This is a genomic window from Thermococcus piezophilus, from assembly GCF_001647085.1.
GTDB classification, from domain to species: domain Archaea; phylum Methanobacteriota_B; class Thermococci; order Thermococcales; family Thermococcaceae; genus Thermococcus; species Thermococcus piezophilus.
In genome coordinates, this window is the sequence record NZ_CP015520.1 from 1767590 (window position 1) to 1783706 (window position 16117).

At 51.5% G+C, this 16117-nt stretch carries 20 protein-coding genes, 1 tRNA gene and 2 pseudogenes; 11 read left to right on the forward strand and 12 right to left on the reverse strand.

Translation table 11 applies throughout. From position 1 onward, the window contains the following. Positions 1-3: 3 nt before the first annotated feature. Positions 4-246, reverse strand: a complete 243-nt coding sequence (locus A7C91_RS11945; RefSeq protein WP_234394371.1) for a hypothetical protein — start codon at positions 244-246, stop codon at positions 4-6. A gap of 38 nt (positions 247-284) precedes the next feature. Further along, positions 285-542 carry a hypothetical protein gene (locus tag A7C91_RS11950; protein ID WP_234394372.1) on the reverse strand — a complete coding sequence of 86 codons (258 nt, stop codon included), beginning with the start codon at positions 540-542 and terminating at the stop codon, positions 285-287. 131 nt (positions 543-673) lie between these two features. Here A7C91_RS11950 and A7C91_RS09680 point away from each other — a divergent pair, with 131 nt between their 5' ends. Genes A7C91_RS09680 through A7C91_RS11300 form a run of 3 tightly spaced genes read left to right on the forward strand, consistent with a single transcriptional unit; the run spans position 674 to position 1571 of the window. After that, positions 674-952 carry a hypothetical protein gene (locus tag A7C91_RS09680; RefSeq protein ID WP_068667020.1) on the forward strand — a complete coding sequence of 93 codons (279 nt, stop codon included), beginning with the start codon at positions 674-676 and terminating at the stop codon, positions 950-952. A gap of 44 nt (positions 953-996) precedes the next feature. Then, positions 997-1179: a hypothetical protein gene (locus A7C91_RS09685; RefSeq protein ID WP_199920035.1), complete on the forward strand. Its 183-nt coding sequence runs from the start codon at positions 997-999 to the stop codon at positions 1177-1179. Between the two features lie 26 nt (positions 1180-1205). After that, positions 1206-1571, forward strand: coding sequence for a hypothetical protein (locus A7C91_RS11300; RefSeq protein ID WP_199920036.1), 366 nt, complete (start codon positions 1206-1208; stop codon positions 1569-1571). On the opposite strand, the gene moaC is transcribed toward A7C91_RS11300, so the two are convergent. Genes moaC through A7C91_RS09715 form a run of 5 tightly spaced genes read right to left on the reverse strand, consistent with a single transcriptional unit; the run spans position 1541 to position 5359 of the window. After that, positions 1541-2008 carry a cyclic pyranopterin monophosphate synthase MoaC gene (gene moaC / locus A7C91_RS09695; protein ID WP_068667026.1) on the reverse strand — a complete coding sequence of 156 codons (468 nt, stop codon included), beginning with the start codon at positions 2006-2008 and terminating at the stop codon, positions 1541-1543. The two genes, A7C91_RS11300 and moaC, sit on opposite strands and share 31 nt — an antisense overlap. A 32-nt stretch (positions 2009-2040) precedes the next feature. Then, positions 2041-3480 carry an RtcB family protein gene (locus tag A7C91_RS09700; RefSeq protein ID WP_068667028.1) on the reverse strand — a complete coding sequence of 480 codons (1440 nt, stop codon included), beginning with the start codon at positions 3478-3480 and terminating at the stop codon, positions 2041-2043. Positions 3481-3539: 59 nt separating this feature from the next. Beyond that, positions 3540-3986: a methyltransferase RsmF C-terminal domain-like protein gene (locus tag A7C91_RS09705; RefSeq protein WP_068667030.1), complete on the reverse strand. Its 447-nt coding sequence runs from the start codon at positions 3984-3986 to the stop codon at positions 3540-3542. Then, positions 3983-4921: a tRNA (cytosine(49)-C(5))-methyltransferase gene (locus tag A7C91_RS09710; protein WP_068667031.1), complete on the reverse strand. Its 939-nt coding sequence runs from the start codon at positions 4919-4921 to the stop codon at positions 3983-3985. Before A7C91_RS09710 ends, A7C91_RS09705 begins: the two co-directional genes overlap by 4 nt. Before the next feature lie 9 nt (positions 4922-4930). Then, positions 4931-5359, reverse strand: a complete 429-nt coding sequence (locus A7C91_RS09715) for an archease (protein WP_068667034.1) — start codon at positions 5357-5359, stop codon at positions 4931-4933. A gap of 57 nt (positions 5360-5416) precedes the next feature. On the opposite strand from A7C91_RS09715, the gene panB reads away from it, so the two are divergent. From panB to A7C91_RS09735, 5 genes and pseudogenes are all read left to right on the forward strand, one after another. Then, the gene (gene panB, locus A7C91_RS09720; RefSeq protein WP_068667036.1) at positions 5417-6265 is read left to right on the forward strand and encodes a 3-methyl-2-oxobutanoate hydroxymethyltransferase; all 849 of its coding nucleotides are present in this window, start codon (positions 5417-5419) and stop codon (positions 6263-6265) included. A gap of 9 nt (positions 6266-6274) precedes the next feature. After that, positions 6275-6397: pseudogene (locus tag A7C91_RS10870) on the forward strand (glycosyltransferase); the annotation flags it as partial. Positions 6398-6470: 73 nt separating this feature from the next. Continuing rightward, positions 6471-7079 (forward strand): IS607 family transposase, encoded by a 609-nt coding sequence (locus tag A7C91_RS09725; RefSeq protein ID WP_068667038.1) that lies wholly within the window; start codon positions 6471-6473, stop codon positions 7077-7079. After that, on the forward strand, positions 7060-8226 hold the full coding sequence (locus A7C91_RS09730) for an RNA-guided endonuclease InsQ/TnpB family protein (RefSeq protein ID WP_068667040.1): 1167 nt from the start codon (positions 7060-7062) through the stop codon (positions 8224-8226). The genes A7C91_RS09725 and A7C91_RS09730 overlap by 20 nt, the downstream gene beginning before the upstream one ends. A gap of 3 nt (positions 8227-8229) precedes the next feature. Beyond that, positions 8230-8781, forward strand: a complete 552-nt coding sequence (locus A7C91_RS09735; protein ID WP_068667042.1) for a glycosyltransferase family 2 protein — start codon at positions 8230-8232, stop codon at positions 8779-8781. Here the strand turns inward: A7C91_RS09735 and A7C91_RS09740 are convergent. Then, a complete protein-coding gene (locus tag A7C91_RS09740) occupies positions 8771-9613 on the reverse strand; it encodes a DMT family transporter (protein WP_068667044.1) in 843 nt (280 codons plus the stop codon). The genes A7C91_RS09735 and A7C91_RS09740 overlap by 11 nt on opposite strands. Positions 9614-9847: 234 nt before the next feature. On the opposite strand from A7C91_RS09740, the gene A7C91_RS09745 reads away from it, so the two are divergent. Beyond that, positions 9848-10279, forward strand: a complete 432-nt coding sequence (locus A7C91_RS09745; RefSeq protein WP_068667046.1) for a hypothetical protein — start codon at positions 9848-9850, stop codon at positions 10277-10279. A gap of 100 nt (positions 10280-10379) precedes the next feature. Here the strand turns inward: A7C91_RS09745 and A7C91_RS09750 are convergent. Both A7C91_RS09750 and A7C91_RS09755 read right to left on the reverse strand, forming a co-directional pair. Further along, positions 10380-10456: transfer RNA gene (locus A7C91_RS09750), tRNA-Thr, on the reverse strand. Positions 10457-10496: 40 nt separating this feature from the next. After that, a complete protein-coding gene (locus A7C91_RS09755; RefSeq protein WP_068667048.1) occupies positions 10497-11312 on the reverse strand; it encodes a phosphatase PAP2 family protein in 816 nt (271 codons plus the stop codon). A gap of 145 nt (positions 11313-11457) precedes the next feature. Between A7C91_RS09755 and A7C91_RS09760 the strand changes: the two genes are divergently transcribed. Beyond that, positions 11458-11904 carry an HAD family hydrolase gene (locus A7C91_RS09760; RefSeq protein ID WP_068667050.1) on the forward strand — a complete coding sequence of 149 codons (447 nt, stop codon included), beginning with the start codon at positions 11458-11460 and terminating at the stop codon, positions 11902-11904. A 3-nt stretch (positions 11905-11907) separates the two neighbouring features. Continuing rightward, entirely contained in the window at positions 11908-12522 is a 615-nt protein-coding gene (locus A7C91_RS09765) for a YigZ family protein (protein ID WP_068667052.1), read from the forward strand. Here the strand turns inward: A7C91_RS09765 and A7C91_RS09770 are convergent. Beyond that, the gene (locus A7C91_RS09770; RefSeq protein WP_199920037.1) at positions 12493-13230 is read right to left on the reverse strand and encodes a hypothetical protein; all 738 of its coding nucleotides are present in this window, start codon (positions 13228-13230) and stop codon (positions 12493-12495) included. The two genes, A7C91_RS09765 and A7C91_RS09770, sit on opposite strands and share 30 nt — an antisense overlap. 165 nt (positions 13231-13395) lie before the next feature. Beyond that, positions 13396-16090, reverse strand: a pseudogene (locus A7C91_RS09775) (DEAD/DEAH box helicase). Positions 16091-16117 lie beyond the last annotated feature (27 nt).

Genomic DNA, 16117 nt, shown 5'->3' on the forward strand with positions numbered 1-16117 from the left:
CGTTCAAAAGATGGGAAGGGGTCTAAAAAACCTTCCGCTGGCACTCCACGATTTTCTTGAGGAACTCCTCCTGCTCAAGCATTTCTCACCGCGCTTGAGCTTGACGGCCGCTATCTTGTAGTTGCCTCTCCCAGCGAAGCGGCAGACTTTTTCTGGCTCGTCCACGAGCCTCGCGACTGCCAAAGTCTTACCGTTGCACTCGACGTAGTCTATCACCGTATCCCTGAAGCCTGTGAAGATTACCACCGCCTTCCTGCTCGGGTTGAGCGGGGGCAGATCATCGTCTATTGGAGGTAGCTCCCTAACGACGCACTGCCCTGGAAATCCCTGGCCTTGATACGCTTTACAAGCTCTGGAAGCTCGCCAGTCTTCTCGAAGGCCTTTATATCCTCCCTCGCTATCTCTACTGGTCCTGTCGAGTAGCAGAGGACTTTCTCGTCGTGGTACATGATGTAGGTTCCATCATCCATGAAGAGAAACGCTATCCTCTCGCGCAGCTTATTAAATATGTAGTCAGCTTTACTCTTCTTCACCAGATACATTACTCCCACCCGGGAAGTCTTCCCGTGGAGGCTTAAAAAAATGGGCTGGCCAGAAGTGAGAACCAACAAAGTTTTATAAGACCAGTGAGGTTAATACTAACAGAGGCAGTAATCAGTCTGGAGGCTTTTCCATGCTTCTCGAAAGGCTCCTCAAGCCAGCGTATCACTTCAGGGTCTGGTGGCTGAAGTTCGAGAGCGAAAAGTTCAAGGAGGGGCTGAGGCAAAATGGCATCAACCCCGTGGAGCTGAGGGAAGACTGGGATGCGGAGCTAATGGTCGAGTCTTTCCTCGCGTCGAGCTTTGGGAAGTACGTCTACCTCATGAAGTTTAAGGACGGGACTAAACTGCTCGTGAGAGCACCAAACCTCTCACGAAGGGGGAGAAGATCAAAGAGAACGCCTACTTTGTGAGAAGCGAGGGGGCACTAAAGAAGCTCATTTTAAGCCAAACCTCGATGACGATGAAGATACTCATGGAGCTCCAGCCCTTCGTCATCTGGGCGCCCCTCATCTTCGGCCTTCAGTATCTGGGGGGCAGATACCCTCTGGCGAGTATCTTTCTGATACTCCTGGGATTCTTCCTCAACGAACTGCTCAAAGTTATGGAGTACTTCATCCTGGGCTACTGCAGAGAATAGGAAATCAGCTGAGGAAGGCGAGTGCGATGAAGATGGCCAGCAGAACAAATGGTGTGACAAGCACTATTGCGACGACGCTCGCAGCGTTCTCTCCGGAGGGGGGTTTTCTCAGATGCCTTCCTGTGGAGCCAAGGAATTATACCTACTGCCAGTATAACAGCCCCAGCCAGCCATACCAATATCTCGCCGTTCGATTCCACGGCCTTAAACATCGCCCACTTGCCAAGCAGGTAAGCTCCAATAAGCAGCGGTACCATGAGAACCGCTCGCTTCAAGCTTTCCGAGGTGATCAGAAAATAGAGTGTGGTAAGATATACCAGGGTGAAAAACATGCCAGCCAGGAAGGCTGGCACTATCAAGGTTATCTCTCCTTCACCTTCTCCACGACGTGAACGTCCTCGATCCTCGTAAACGGATACTGACCCTGCTCGTCCTTCTCGACGGCCTTAACCATGTCCCATATAGTCAGCAGCGCGAGGGTTACCCCCATCAGGGCCTCCATCTCGACTCCGGTCTTATAGGTCGCCCGAACCTCGCAGGTGGCCTCTATGTAGTCCTCACCGAACTCGAAGGTTATATCCACGCCCGTCAGCGGTATCGGATGGCAGAGTGGTACGAGCTCGGGGGTCTTTTTGACCGCCAGAATGCCCGCTATCTGTGCCGTCGCTATGACGTTGCCCTTCTTCGTCTTTCCTGCCTTTATGAGCTCTATCGTCTCTGGCCTGAGCCTTATCCTGCCCTTGGCAACGGCCCTCCTGAAGACCTCGCTCTTGTGGCCGACCTCAACCATCTTAACACCCTTCTCATCGACATGAGTGAGTTCCTTCATGGTGAAACCTCCAAAAGTTAAGAGAAAATGAATCAGCCCTTGGCCACTCCGAACGGCCTCATCCTGGCAACAAGTGTGGCTATTCCCGCCTGGTGGACGACGTTAACGACGTTGTCCACGTTCTTGTAGGCTCCTGGAGCTTCCTCAGCAATGACGCGCATGCTGGCCGCTCTAATATAGATTCCCCTCCGGAAGAGCTCGTTCCTCAGCTTGTCGCCGCGGTACTGCCTGGTCGCGGCGTGCCTGCTCATGAGCCTGCCGGCTCCGTGGCAGCTCGAACCGAAGGTCTCCTTCATCGAGCCCTCGGCCCCAGCCAGGACGTAGCTGGCCGTTCCCATCGAACCAGGTATGAGCACGGGTTGGCCGCCATCTCTGTATGCCCTCGGAACGTCCGGGTGTCCGGCCGGGAAAGCTCTGGTAGCTCCCTTCCTGTGGACTACAACTTTGACCTTCTTTCCATCGACCTCGTGCTCCTCGACCTTCGCTATGTTGTGGGCCACATCGTAGACGATGCTCATCTCCATGTCCTCGGCTTTCTGTTTGAAGACCTCCTCAAAGCTCTCCCTGACCCAGTGGGTTATCATCTGTCTGTTGGCCCAGGCGAAGTTTGCAGCGGCTTTCATAGCTGAGAAGTAGCGCTGACCTTCCTCCGTCTGGAACGGAACGCTGACCAGCTCACGGTCTGGCCAGGGCACGTTGTACTTTCTGTTGGCCTTCTCCATTATCCTCAGGTAATCGCTCGCTACCTGGTGGCCCAGTCCGCGAGAACCAGTGTGTACCATGACGACGATCTGTCCCTCGTAGAGGCCATAGACTTTAGCAATTTTCTCGTCGTATATCTTATCGACTACCTGAATCTCGAGGAAGTGGTTACCCGAGCCAAGGGAACCGAGCTGAGAAGCACCGCGCTGCTTCGCCTTCTGGCTGACGGCCTCTGAGTCGGCCCCCTCCATTCTTCCGCCCTCTTCAAGGTGCTCCAAATCCTCTTCCCAGCCGTAGCCATTATCGACGGCCCATTTGGCACCGTCGGCTAAAACATCATCCAGCTGGCTCCAGTGGAGCCTCACTCTACCCTTGCTTCCCAAACCGGAGGGAACGTTTTTGAAGAGTGTGTCGACAAGCTCCTTGATCTTCGGCCTAACTTCCTTTTCAGTTAGGTTCGTGCGGATAAGACGGACACCACAGTTTATGTCATAGCCGACTCCACCGGGGCTGATAACTCCTTCATTAATATCAAAAGCGGCGACGCCCCCTATCGGGAAGCCATAACCCTGATGACCGTCAGGCATGACTATGGAATACTTGTAGATGCCAGGAAGCATGGCAACATTTGCCGCCTGCTCAAGTGTTCTGTCCTGGCGCATTTTCTCTATGAGTTGGTCGTCAGCATAAACCCTGCCTGGAACGCGCATCCTCTTATCGAACTTCGGTATCTCCCACCTTATCTTATCAATTTTCTTCAGCGGAATCATCCTCTCACCTCCGTTTTAAATCCCCCCGAAGTTATTTAAGCTTTAGCTGGACTGAAGTGTTACTCCAGCTTCAGTCTTCTTTCCTTTGGCACATAGTTGATGAGCCTGCCCTCCTTGGCTTTGGCCGAACCAAGGTAATAGCTCCCCCACTTTACAATGACCCAGCTGTGAATGTCTTCGTCAATCTCAACGCTCTCGCCGGCAAGATAACGCTTGGCTCGCTCTTTATCCAGCTCAACGATGTTCTTCGTCGCTTTTGGACCAATCAAGAAGCTTCCTTCGATGGTAAGCCTTATCCCATCGCTTTCGATCCTGCCAAAATAGACCCCCTGTCTGTCCGTGCTTTTCACCTCAAAGTCACAAGGCTTGTATGCATAGACCTTATGATATCTGCCGCGTATCTCGTAGATTAACTCCGGGGCGTAGCCATAATTCTCAAGTAAAAGCTTCTTCACAAGCTCGGTATCGTCCGTCTTCCATATCTCCCCCCTAGGGTTCTCGCTCATGCTTCTCCCTCCTTGGGCTTCACTATCTTCGCAATGAAGAATGCTTCAGTGTCGTTGTCGTTGGGATGAATCCTGCGGGTTTTCCTAAGCTCTTCTGAGTAAGTTCTACCCTCCCACTCGAGAACGGGTTCGCTTGTCTTCACAGGCAGGTCTATATCATCCAGCCTCGCGTCCGTCTTCCTCAGGAGGTAGTCAACTACACCCTCGTTCTCCAGTGGGTCTATGGTGCATGTTGAGTATACCATGACCCCTCCAGGTTTCAGCGCGCGGTAGCTGGCTAAGATAAGTCTTTTTTGTATGTTCATATAGCGGACGACGGTTCTAAGGTTCCACTCCGTCAGAAAGCGCCACTTCTTCCTTATCATTCCCACGCTTGAGCAGGGGGCATCTAGTAGAACTCTGTCGAAGGTGTTCTCAAAGCGGCCAAAGTAGGCACCATCGCGCGTCGTTACGCGCGTGTTCAAAACGCCCATCCTGTTGAGATTCGCTATGAGAACGTTTGCTCTCTCTATCTTCGGGTCGTTGGCTATTATACAGCCCTCATTCTCCATATACTGGGCTATCTGTCCGGTCTTGCTTCCCGGTGCGGCGGCCATGTCGAGAACGAGCTCTCCAGGCTTTGGATCAAGAACAACGGGCGGAATCATCGAGCTGGCCTCTTGGCCGAATATCAGACCGAGGCTGTGCTCGAGAATCGTGGCAAGGTTCTCGACGTCGATGAAAAAGCCCTCTCTGGCCCAGGGAATCGGCTCAAGCTCGTAGCGCTCGCTCAGGCGCTCCACGATATAGTCGAAGGGTGCTTTGAGCGTGTTCACCCTGATGCTCTGCCTGAGGGGCCTTACTATGAACTCCCAGAACTCATCAGTGTCTTCTATTTGAGAATAGCGCTCGTAAAACTCAGGATTGGCATGCCTAACCTCGTCCCTTGCATTCATCGAATCACCTCATAAATCGGGCACGAGCTGGACCATCCATCTCCCGTCTGACAGTTTTTCAATTCTCATGTCGTGGTAGGTTATGGCCTTGACCTCTTCCTTGGGCTCGTGCTTCACGTAATCAAGGAGCTCACCGTAGGCTCTGGCCCGGAGCCTATAGCCCTCCTCAGTCTTCTCGAGTTTGACCTTGAAGTTTCCAAATACGAGACCGTCCATCTCATGAAGCGCCAGGAGCTCCTCAAGGAACAGGTAGAGCAAAGCCTCCAAGTCTTCAGCCTCAACCTCAAGTTCTCTCACTTCCTTCGGCTCGACCTTCCTCACATTGACCATGACATCGAAGAGCGCCAACGCGACAGCTTCAAAGGCCTCCTCAAGGGTCTCACCGTACCCGCGGATTCCAATGTCCGCGGTGTGCTCGTAGTGTTCCCACTCGCGCATCTTATCACCTCCAGAAGACTTATAGGGAGGGGGGTTTATTAGGCTAAGGGTGAGAGCATGAGGGAGATAACCCCAAGGACGATTATGGAGATGAAGGGCAAAGAGAAAATTTCTATGATAACCGCTTACGATTATCCTTCTGCGCTCATAGCGGACAGAGCAGGAATGGACATCATATTCATCGGCGATTCCCTCGGCATGGTCGTTTACGGCGAACCAAGCACACTGGCCGTTTCTATGGATCAGATGGTTCTCCACACGAGGGCCGTTGCCAAAGCCGTCAAGCGGGCACTCGTTCTGGCCGATATGCCCTTCGGGAGCTACGAGGTTGACGTTGAAGAAGGCATCAGGAATGCCATCAGGCTGATTCAGGCCGGTGCAGATGCCGTCAAGATAGAGGGCGGCTATGATCATAAAAAGCTCGTTAAGAGGCTCGTCCGCATGGGGATTCCAGTTATAGGGCACACAGGCTTAACTCCACAGCGCTACCTCAGATTGGGAGGCTATCGCCTGATGGGCGAAACCGAGGAGGAGATCGAGGAAATCCTGCGCGATGCCAAGGCTCTTGAAAAAGCTGGAGCATTTGCTGTCGTTCTGGAGTTCACACTTGCTGATGTTGCCAAGCTCGTAACCGAAGAGGTTTCCATTCCGACCATCGGCATCGGAGCTGGGCCATACGTGGACGGACAGGTTCTGGTCTGGCACGACCTTCTTGGAATTTACGAGAACGTCCCACCCTTCGTCAAGAAGTACGCGGACATAGGTGGGATGATTCGCCTCGCCCTCGAGAACTACCGTGAAGAGGTCAAGAACGGCTCTTTTCCTGCAAAGGAGCACTACTGGGAGTTTCTCGACAAGGAGGAATTCAAGAGAAAAGCCAGGAAGGTCCTCGAAAGGTTAAGCTAGGATGATTGAATGCTGGAAGGCAAGAGGATAACGGTGATAATCCCAGCATACAACGAGGAAAGGAGGATACTAAACGTTCTCAGCAAAATTCCGGAGTTCGTTGACGAGATTATAGTGGTGGACGACGGTAGTGGAGCTGTTCCATAAATAATAACAAGCGAAGCTTTTAAATATTTTTGGTACTAATTTCTTTTGGGTGAGAGGGGTGAAGCTTTATCGAACTGGTGAAGCAGCAAAGAAGCTCGGAGTTTCCAAGATGACAGTCCTTCGTTGGATTAAATCAGGCAAACTTAAAGCCCACAAAATCGGCAAAGAATACAGAGTCCCTGAAAGCGAAATCAAGAGAATTCTTGAGGGCAAAGTCCCTGATAAAGTAGTCATTTACGCCAGGGTCTCGGGCAGAGACCAGAAGGAGGACTTGGAGAGACAGGTTGAATACCTCAAGAATTACTCTTCTTCAAAAGGTTACCAAGTGGCCAAAATCATCACGGACATTTCCTCCGGCCTGAACGAGAACAGGAAGGGCTTAAAACAACTCTTCAAATTGGTTGAGAGCGGAGAAGTTACCAGAGTCATCATAACTTACCGGGACAGGCTCACGCGATTCGGCTTCAAATACCTCGAACAGTACTTCAACTCTCATGGCGTTGAGATTGAAGTAATCTTCGATGACGAGGAGAAAACACCAGAAAAAGAACTCGTTGAGGATTTATTAGCCATTGTAACCTCATTTGCTGGAAAACTTTATGGCATGCGCTCTCACAGGAAAAAACGCCTCATTAAGGCGGTAAAGAATGCCCTTAGAAACGATTAAGCTCACTGCCAAATTCAAGCTCAAAACAATTCCTGAAGGGTTAGGCAGCCTTTTCTCCACTTATCGTGAGATTGTAAACCTTCTCATAACTTACGCTTTCGAGAACAACGTTACGAGCTTTTACCGGCTAAAGAAGGAAACTTACAAGGGATTGCGCAAGGAATATCCGGAACTCCCAAGCCATTACCTTTACACGGCCTGCCAGATGGCGATTGCAATTTTCAAAAGCTACAGGAAAAGAAGGAGGAAGGGGAAAGCTAAGGGAAAACCAGTTTTCAAGAAAGATGTTATAATGCTAGACGATCACTTGTTCAAACTCGACTTGGAAACTAAAACCGTAAAACTCTCCACTCCTCAAAGAAGGCTTAGTTTGAAGTTTTACCCGGCCAAATACCACGAGAGGTTTAAGGACTGGAAGGTTGGACAAGCTTGGCTCGTCAAAACGCCAAAAGGCGTCTTCCTTCATGTTGTTTTCTCAAAGGAGGTCAAGATTAGAGAGCCTGAAGCTTTTGTCGGAGTTGATTTGAACGAGAATAATGTAACTCTTTCCCTCCCGAATGGTGAGTTTTTGCAGATTATCACCCACGAGCGGGAAGTTAGAACGGGTTATTTTGTTAAGAGGAGGAAAATCCAGAGGAAAATTCGAGCTGGTAAGAAAAGGAAAGAACTCCTCGAGAAATACGGGCAGAGGGAAAGAAACAGGCTGAACGACCTCTACCATAAATTAGCTAACAAAATCGTCGAGTTTGCGGAAAAATACGGTGGTCTCGCCCTCGAAGATTTAACAGAAATCAGGGCGTCAATCAGGTATTCAGCCGAGATGAATGGTCGTTTGCACCGCTGGAGTTTTCGCAAACTCCAGTCAATCATCGAATACAAGGCTAAACTAAAGGGCATAAAGGTTGTTTTTGTCAATCCCGCTTTTACTTCTTCCCTGTGCCCGATATGTGGGGGTAAGTTAAGCCCGAATGGGCACAGGGTTTTAAAGTGTTCAAACTGTGGTTTTGAATCAGATAGGGATGCTGTTGGCTCTTGGAACATTCGTTTAAAAGCCCTGAAGATGTGGGGAGTCTCCGTTCCCCCCGAACGCCAGCCGATGAGCAGAGGCTGGAAGGTTACCCGCTACAATTACATGTTCCAAAAGTAGCGGATAACCAGAACGGACAACACCTACGGAGTTGCCGGGAAATACTCCAAGACTGACTCCAGAGTGAAGGCCTTCCGGCTGGAGAAGAACTGCGGCAAAGGCTGCGCAATGAGGGAAGGTGTCAATCACGCGAGCGGAGATGTAATCGTCTTCATGGACGCGGATGGCCAACACAGGCCAGAGGAAATCGTGAAGCTCATTGAACCGATAGTCAAAGATGAGGCGGATTTTGTCATCGGTGCAAGGAAATTCGAGGTTCAGGGAAAAAGACCGCTCCACAGGAGACTGAGTAACATAATCACTACCCGACTTATACGCCTAAAGCTCAGACAGTACGTCTACGACACCCAGAGCGGCTTTAGGGCGATACGGAGGGAGTTCGTCCCAGAAATCGAAAGCGACCGCTATGAGGTCGAGACGGAGGTGCTAATAAAGACCGCCAAGGCCGGGGCGAGGATTAAAGAAGTGCCCGTAAGCATGATATATGGCGTCGAAACAGGCCACTTCCGCCTCGAGGATGTTCTCCGCTTCCTCTGGGCACTGCTCAAGTTCTGAGCTCGCTCTTTACCCTCACCGCCCCAAGGGTTCCGAGGGTTATCAGGAGGAAGCCGAGGGCGTGGTAGGGGGTAAATCTCTCCCCCAAGAACACACCGATTCCTATCGCGACCGCAGGGGCCGGAGTTATTATGGTAGTCGCCTTAGAGAGGTTGATGAGCTTTATCGTCCTGTACCAAACAATCTGGCCGAGAGCTATTACCAAGCCCTCAGCAAGGATGAACTTTGAGAGCTCAAGACCCGTCGCAACCGCGAAGGGAAGCAGGATTAAAAAGCCAAACGTATTCCTGAGGGCTGCTATAGTTATGGGGCTGTATGAAAGCTTTTTAGATATGACATGACCAAGTTGCCAGAAAAGGGGAACCAGCAGGAGAAGGAAGTCTCCAAAATGAAGCTCCATGGAACCGCCCTGGGTGATTACAAGAACCAAGCCAGCTAGGATAACCGCAGAATATGCGACGAGATTTCTGGTTATTCGTTCTCCAAGGAAAACCCACGAAAGGAAGAACGAGAAAAGAACTTCACTTCTAGTAATAAGGGAAGCGTTTATGGCGGTGCTCAGCCGCACGCCATAGGAATAGGCCAAATAAGCTAGTGCCGTTCCAAAGAACCCTATAAAAAAGGCGCCCTTCAGCCCCTTCCGGTTATCCTTAATCTCCCGCCATCTTCCGCTCCAGAGGAGGTTTCCCCACAGAATTAAAGACGCTGTAAGAGCAGAGAACGTGGCAAAGCTAACCGGATTCGAGTGGTTTGATTTTATTACCACCGGCTCGAGGCCGTAAATGAGCATCCCAATCATTGCGAAGAGTGTCCCGAGGGATTCCTGCTCCATGCTTCTCCATTTCTCTTTTGGGGTTATAAATTCTCAGGAGGGTGCGGCGATTGATGTTCCTCAAGCGGCGCAGCTCAAATCGAGAAAGAGTATGTCCCCCCATATATTGGATTTTGTCCAATGGAATATAAAAACTACAGGTTGTGGGTATGTACGTAATAAAGATAGAAAAAAGTCAGACTCAACGTAACAACCTTTAAATAGGACGGAACGTAATAGTAATAGGGAGGTACCGTGAAGCATGTAATTCTTGGACCATTAAACCTGAGGCGCTTAGAAGCCTTTGGATTCGCGCTTATGGTAGTTGTTATTGTCTTGCTCTCAGTCAGCATCCTTGGAGTTTCATACCAGCTCCAGGAGGAGGTAGTAATACCGCCCGGGGATTATTACATATATGAAATCCAAGGTTACGAGTGGAGTATGGTCTATTTCTCAATAACCTCCGATAATCCTGTGACGATATGTATCACAGACGACACCGGCCTCAGCATGCTAGAATCCGGGAGGGGTGCCCTCTGCTTCTTTAAGGTAGATAACACGTACAGTCTGGAAAGGACCTGGAGATTCCCGAAGAACGGTTCCATGTACCTGGTCATGATGTCTGATTCAGCCGAGGGGCCCACCAAAGTTCAGTTTTTGGTAAGATTAGGGATTATTCCGTGGTGAGCAATAAAAGCCTTCAAATAACAGGAGCCGTTTCATGGAGGATGCCGTTTTGGTGAGGCTTTCAATTGAGAAATGGCCTGAGAAGTGGGAAGGGTGGTTGTGGAGCCGGGAGCGGGATTTGAACCCGCGACCTGCGGATTACGAGTCCGCCGCCCTGCCGAGCTAGGCTACCCCGGCACCCGATGTTAAGGGCTTCGGAGACATTTATAAGTTTTTCTCAGGGAGTCCCAAAGAGATTGTTGACGAGCTGGCTCCAGTGCTGAGGGGCGGCAGCGAGGAAGAGGGCGATGACGCCGATGAAGAAACTGACCAGTGTCAGCCGTTTTAGATAAGAGAGCTCCAGCCTGCACAGGATGGCCGGGAGCTTTGGAGAATAGCCCACGAGGAGCCTTGAAACGATTCCCGCAAGGAGCATCCCTGTGACTATATCATAAATCCAGTGGTGGCCGAGGAGGAGCGTGGCAAAGGGTATTAACGAGTTGATGGCTATGATAGTCGCGCCTGTCTTCTCCTTTCTGTACTTCCAGAGGGTGATTATGTTCACCATGGCGAAGGTGTTATGGAGAGAAGGCAGAACGAACTCCTGCCTCGTCAGATAGTTATTCTCGGATATGTAGCCTGGAAGGTTGTAGACCAGATGTGGTGCGTGGACATGGAAGAGGATGTATATCACTCCAGCCACGGAATAGGAGAGCAGATATCGAATAAAGAGCTCGTCCGATGTCTCCAAATCCCTTTTGTAAAGGAGTAGATATGCAACGACGAGAGCGATTGACCCTGAGAAGCCCAGGTAATAAACTGCCTCAAGGAGCCAGTATATGAGAGGAACACTTTTTGTAAACCCCACAAGGCTAACCACAAAATCCCTGGAGGTGAACGGAAGCTTCAAGAGATAATCGGTCAAATCAACGCTATACCTGCCGAGAAAGCCGTAGGCAAGTCCAAATAAGAGCCATCCGAAGTAGCTCAGAAAGAACGAGTTTAGCCTAACGAGAACCTCCCAGTCATTGACAAGCTCTCGCACTTTTAACATGGTATTCCCTCCAGTGGTGAGATATTTAACTCTTTCTCTATTGATACGGAACACACCCTTGAATTGGTCGCCCCCCACCCCTCTATCGGCCACTTGGGGTTCAAACCTTAAAAATCCTCCTGGCAACGTTACAGTGGTGGTCTCAATGGAAATTCCTGGCTACGGCAAAATAGAAGCTGAAACTGTAGTGTTCGACCTCAACGGGACCCTTGGATCGGCTGGAAAAGTGGACGATGAGGTAAAGCACCTCCTGGAGAGGCTTGCCGACAGGTACACCGTTGTAATACTAAGTGCGGACACCTTCGGGACGCTGGAGGAAGAGTTCAAAGGCCTCCCCGTCAGGGTTGAGAGGATTAAAGACGGAAGCGAGAAGCTCCAAAAAGCTATGAGCTACGGCTCCTACATAGCCGTCGGTAATGGAAACAACGACGTAGCAATGCTGGAGAGCGCCGAGCTGGCCTTCTGCGTCATAGGTCCAGAGGGGGCCACAATAGACGCCCTACTCGCGAGCGATATCGTAGTTACCGATGTCAAAGATGCGATAGCTATGCTCCTCAACGAGAAGAAACTCATCGCGACGCTGAGAGGGTAAGGCATGTACAGAACGCTAAAGGGCATAGGCACAGCCGAGTTAGTCGTTAAGAAGTCCGTCTTCATAGGCTACGCTTCACCTGCCAGCTCTGAGGAAGAAGCAAAATCCTTCATAGGGAAGATAAAGGCCCACCACAGCGACGCCACCCACAATGTCTCGGCGTATCTGATAAACGACGGGAAGAACTTTGCTGTCCGCTATGACGACGACGGCGAGCCTAAAGGCTCTGCCGGAAAGCCCGTTCTCAAGGTCATCCAGAACAAAGGCCTGAGCAACGTCGTTGTCGTTGTTACGCGCTACTTCGGCGGCATAAAGCTCGGCTACGGCAGGCTTGTTAAGGCCTACAGCGAAGCAGCTAGTTTGGCCATAGAAAACGCAGGGATAGTCGAAGTCTATGAGACAGAGCGCTTTGAGGTTGTTTTTTCCTACAGTCTCTACCAGGCCGTCAGAGAGACTGTCGAGGGAAACGGCGGGAAGGTGGTTGGCGAGGATTACGGTGAGCTGGTGAAATTCATCGTGGAGACGAGAAAAGGTGAGGCCGAACCGCTGATGGAGCTTCTGACTGAAAAGACGCGCGGGAGGGTTAGACTAAGGCCCCTCTTCATGAGGAGCGTTTAGACTCAGGAGCCGCCTCACTCTGTCCAACAGGTACCAGGTAAGTGCCACCGTAAGGGGTCTTCTAACGGCGTAGAACGTAACGCCTTCTTCAATTTTTACTGCCTTCAGCTTGTACAGGTAAGGGTGTACTACTCGCGATTTCAGGATTTCCTTCTCATACTTCAAGTGGGCTTCTATGACCAGGTCGAAGGAGTTTTCCTCCGCCGATTCATAGCGCCTCTTCAGTGTCTCGGCGAATTCCCAACAGGTGGTTACCCCTTTCTCCAGCTCCTCGGGAAAGAGCCTATCCTCTATGACCTTTCTTCGCCCCTTTCCGCTCATGGCCCGGCAGGCCTCTGCAACGATATCCCACTCCTCAAGGTCACACGCAGTGTTTATAACCATCTCCAGCCTCCAGTCCCTGTTTGAACGTCCCTTTATGTGCCTCGCCCGCTGGAGGGCCAGAATCAGCGCGTCACGGGCAAGCTTTGAGTTCTCTTTTCCGGCACACCTCGCAATGTCCGGGAGAGCCTCCACCTTACTCTCTGGCTTTATAAGAACTTGGTGTCTCTCAAAGGACGTCTCCGCTCTTTCCAGACTGTACGAATCTAGATACTCCTTGAAAACGTGCCATCTTGCCCAATCGACGGAGTCCCCCACCAGGATGTCCACCACAACCAGTGCTTTCCTAAGATCGCCCCGCCGGGCGAAGTCCGCTGCAATCTTCACCCCCAAGAGAGACCAGTTCCTCGCTCGCATAGTCCGGAGGGAGTTCCCGTATCTTGGCGAGAGCCTCTTCGAACCTTCCACGCTCCACAAGGCTGTAGATTACACAGTACACCTCGGGTCCAGGGATGCTCTGCACGGTCATGGGCTGGGGATGACCATCTGGAGTTAAAAATCTTGCCCTTTATTGGGTTGTTTAAGTAATCTCTCCCACACCCTTCTCGCTATCCACTTATCGAGGAACTCATTGAAGGTGCCGCACTTGGACGAGAGAACGCAGACGGAGCAGCCGTCTTTGCATTCGCAGCCCTTCAGGTGCCATAAACTCTTCTCCATCAGTTTTTCGGCGTTTTCGTAGAGTATTGGCGCCAGCCCAGCGCTGAACTCATTGCCGTCGTAGATAAACACCACTGGCTTCCCTACGTGGGGGGATGGGAAAGCTCGCGTAGCTGTAGCCGCCAAGCTCCCTCGAATCCACGTAGGTGAAGATGGGGGCTATCTTTATCATGTTGTGCTCTATGGCGTGTAACGCAGAGCCTACCCCGTCCTTGCTGTCCATCATCTTCTTTATCGCGAAGGCGAGCTCCTTGTCTTAAATGTTGAAGCGCTGGAGGGCATCATCAATCGCCTTCCTGATGTAGTGGCTCGTCGCTCCTAACAGCTCGGGGAAGAGCTTCCTCCTGTCGAGGTTCTCGTAGAGGGCGAAGGTGATGTTTTCTTTTTCCTTCTCCGCCGCCACTCTGAAGAACTCGTTGAACCCCTCGTGGGGAATTTCCCGAATCCAGTCCGGGAAGACGAGCCATATGCCCTCGGTCTCAAACTCCCCCTCTAGGGGTTTTTCAAACTCGACTCTGGCAAAGCGTTCCCAGTTGAGTATGGAGAAGTCCTCCTCAGTTTCAACCCTCTGGCCGCTTACAGGAGAATGTATCTCCCCGCGGAGGATTCCCTCCTTCCTGAGCTTCATCAGCTCAGCGGCGTAGTTTTCAACGTCCCTGCCCTTAACCGCAAAGCCCGTGTAAACGTGCCTGACCCTAAGCCTGCCCAGATGAACCTCTGTCCCCTTGTAAGACTTACTCTCGTAAACTTCGAGCCTCTCGATGTCCTCCCCCTTGCTCGCGAAGGTCTCAACGTCCCAGAGGCGGTTGAGTCTCTTGGCGAAGACGAAGTGGAACTTGCCGAGGCTCAATCGGTCCTTCGCCATGTAGAGCTCTCCCCTCGAGAAGTAGGCCATACCCAGAAGGAGGGAGCGGTGGTACTCGGCCGTATCAACCTCCTCAATTACGTAGCCCTTGAGCTTGAGCCAGTTGATGAAGCGGAGAAGCTCACCCATGTCCCGTTTTTCCACGAGCTTGGCTCTTATCCACGGCTCGTCTATGAGCAGGAAGAAGCTCTCGTCGCTCGCCGTTCTAAGTGAGGAATAACTAAGAGCTGGCCTCAGTGGCCTGACCTCGAGCTTTCCAAGCAGGGGGTTCTTTCTGAATGAGGCGAGCCTCTCGATGACGAGCTTTTCCGCAACCTTCCTCTCGAACTCGTCCAGCTCATCCCACTCAACCACTCCAACCTCGGTGAGGAGGTAGTGGATGTGCTTCTTCGCTATGTGCTCGTTCCACAGGTTGACAGGCATATACTCGATTATGCCCTTCTCAAGCTTCTCGACGAGCTCATCGACGTGCTCCTTGTAGTAATAGTCGACTCCGTTCTTCCTCAGGACGATACCGTTGATAGCCTCTCTGTCCGCTTTTCTCCCAGCCCTGCCAAAGCGCTGGATGAGCGAGAAGAGGCCGTCTGGTGGGATGCCATAGTTTATCACTGCGTCCAAATCACCGATGTCTATTCCCAGTTCGAGGGCGTTCGTGGTGAGTAGAACTAAAAGCCTTCCCTCCTTGAAGTCCCGCTCTATTTCCCAGCGGACGTTTTTTGGCAGTGTTCCCTTGTAGGTGCTCGTTTTCGTGAAAACTGGGGAGCCGAGCATGAAGCGCAGGAGCTTCTCGGTGCCCTTCCGTGAGTCGAAGAAGACTAGGGTTTTGATTCCTCTCCCCGCCAGCCTCTCGACGACCGCCCTGAGGAGCTGTCTCCCGTCGAGGTTCCTCGGCTCGAAGAGGATTAGGTACCTCCTGGGAAAGGGGTTTGTGGCCTCCTCCACGACCTCGAACTTGGTTTTGAAGAGGTTTCCGGCAAACTCCTTCGGATTCCTGAGCGTCGCAGAGAGGGCTATTATCTGGGGTTTAACTCTGAGACGTTTCAGCCTGAAGGCCAGCCTGCGGAATAGGTAGGCAGTGTTGCTGCCGAAGACGCCGCGGTATGCGTGAAGCTCATCAATGACGAGGTAGCAGAGGTTCCACAGGAGCCATTCATAGTCCCGCCACCTCCTCAGGGCGTTGTAGTAGAGCATGTCTGGAGTCGTGAATATCACGTTCGGCTTCTCGCGGGGTATCTTTCTCCTCTCCTCCCACGGGACGTCGCCAGTCAAGATACTCGCCGTCGGTATCTTTTCTGTGAGCCTGAAGAAGTAGAAGGCTTCGAGCGAGAACTTTTCATACTGGTTGTTGATAAGCGCGCGGGTGGGATAGATGAGAAGATACGTTGCGCGAGGATTCGAGAGGTAGGAGTCAAAGATGGCAAGCCTGAAGATTTCGCTCTTTCCGCTCGCAGTTGGAGTGGTTACCACGATGTTTTTGCTGGAGTAGAGCTTCTCCAGCGCCTCAACCTGGTGACGGTAGAGGGCGAATCCCAGCTCGTTAAGGAGGGCATTTATCTCACGGTGGTTGAACCGGAAATCCGAGAAATCACCTTTCCTCGATGAAAAAACGCTCACGTGGGCTATCTCGCCTTTGAGGTCTTTGAAGGCCTCGAATAGGCTCATGGGTCAAACTACGTCGCAACTTTTTAA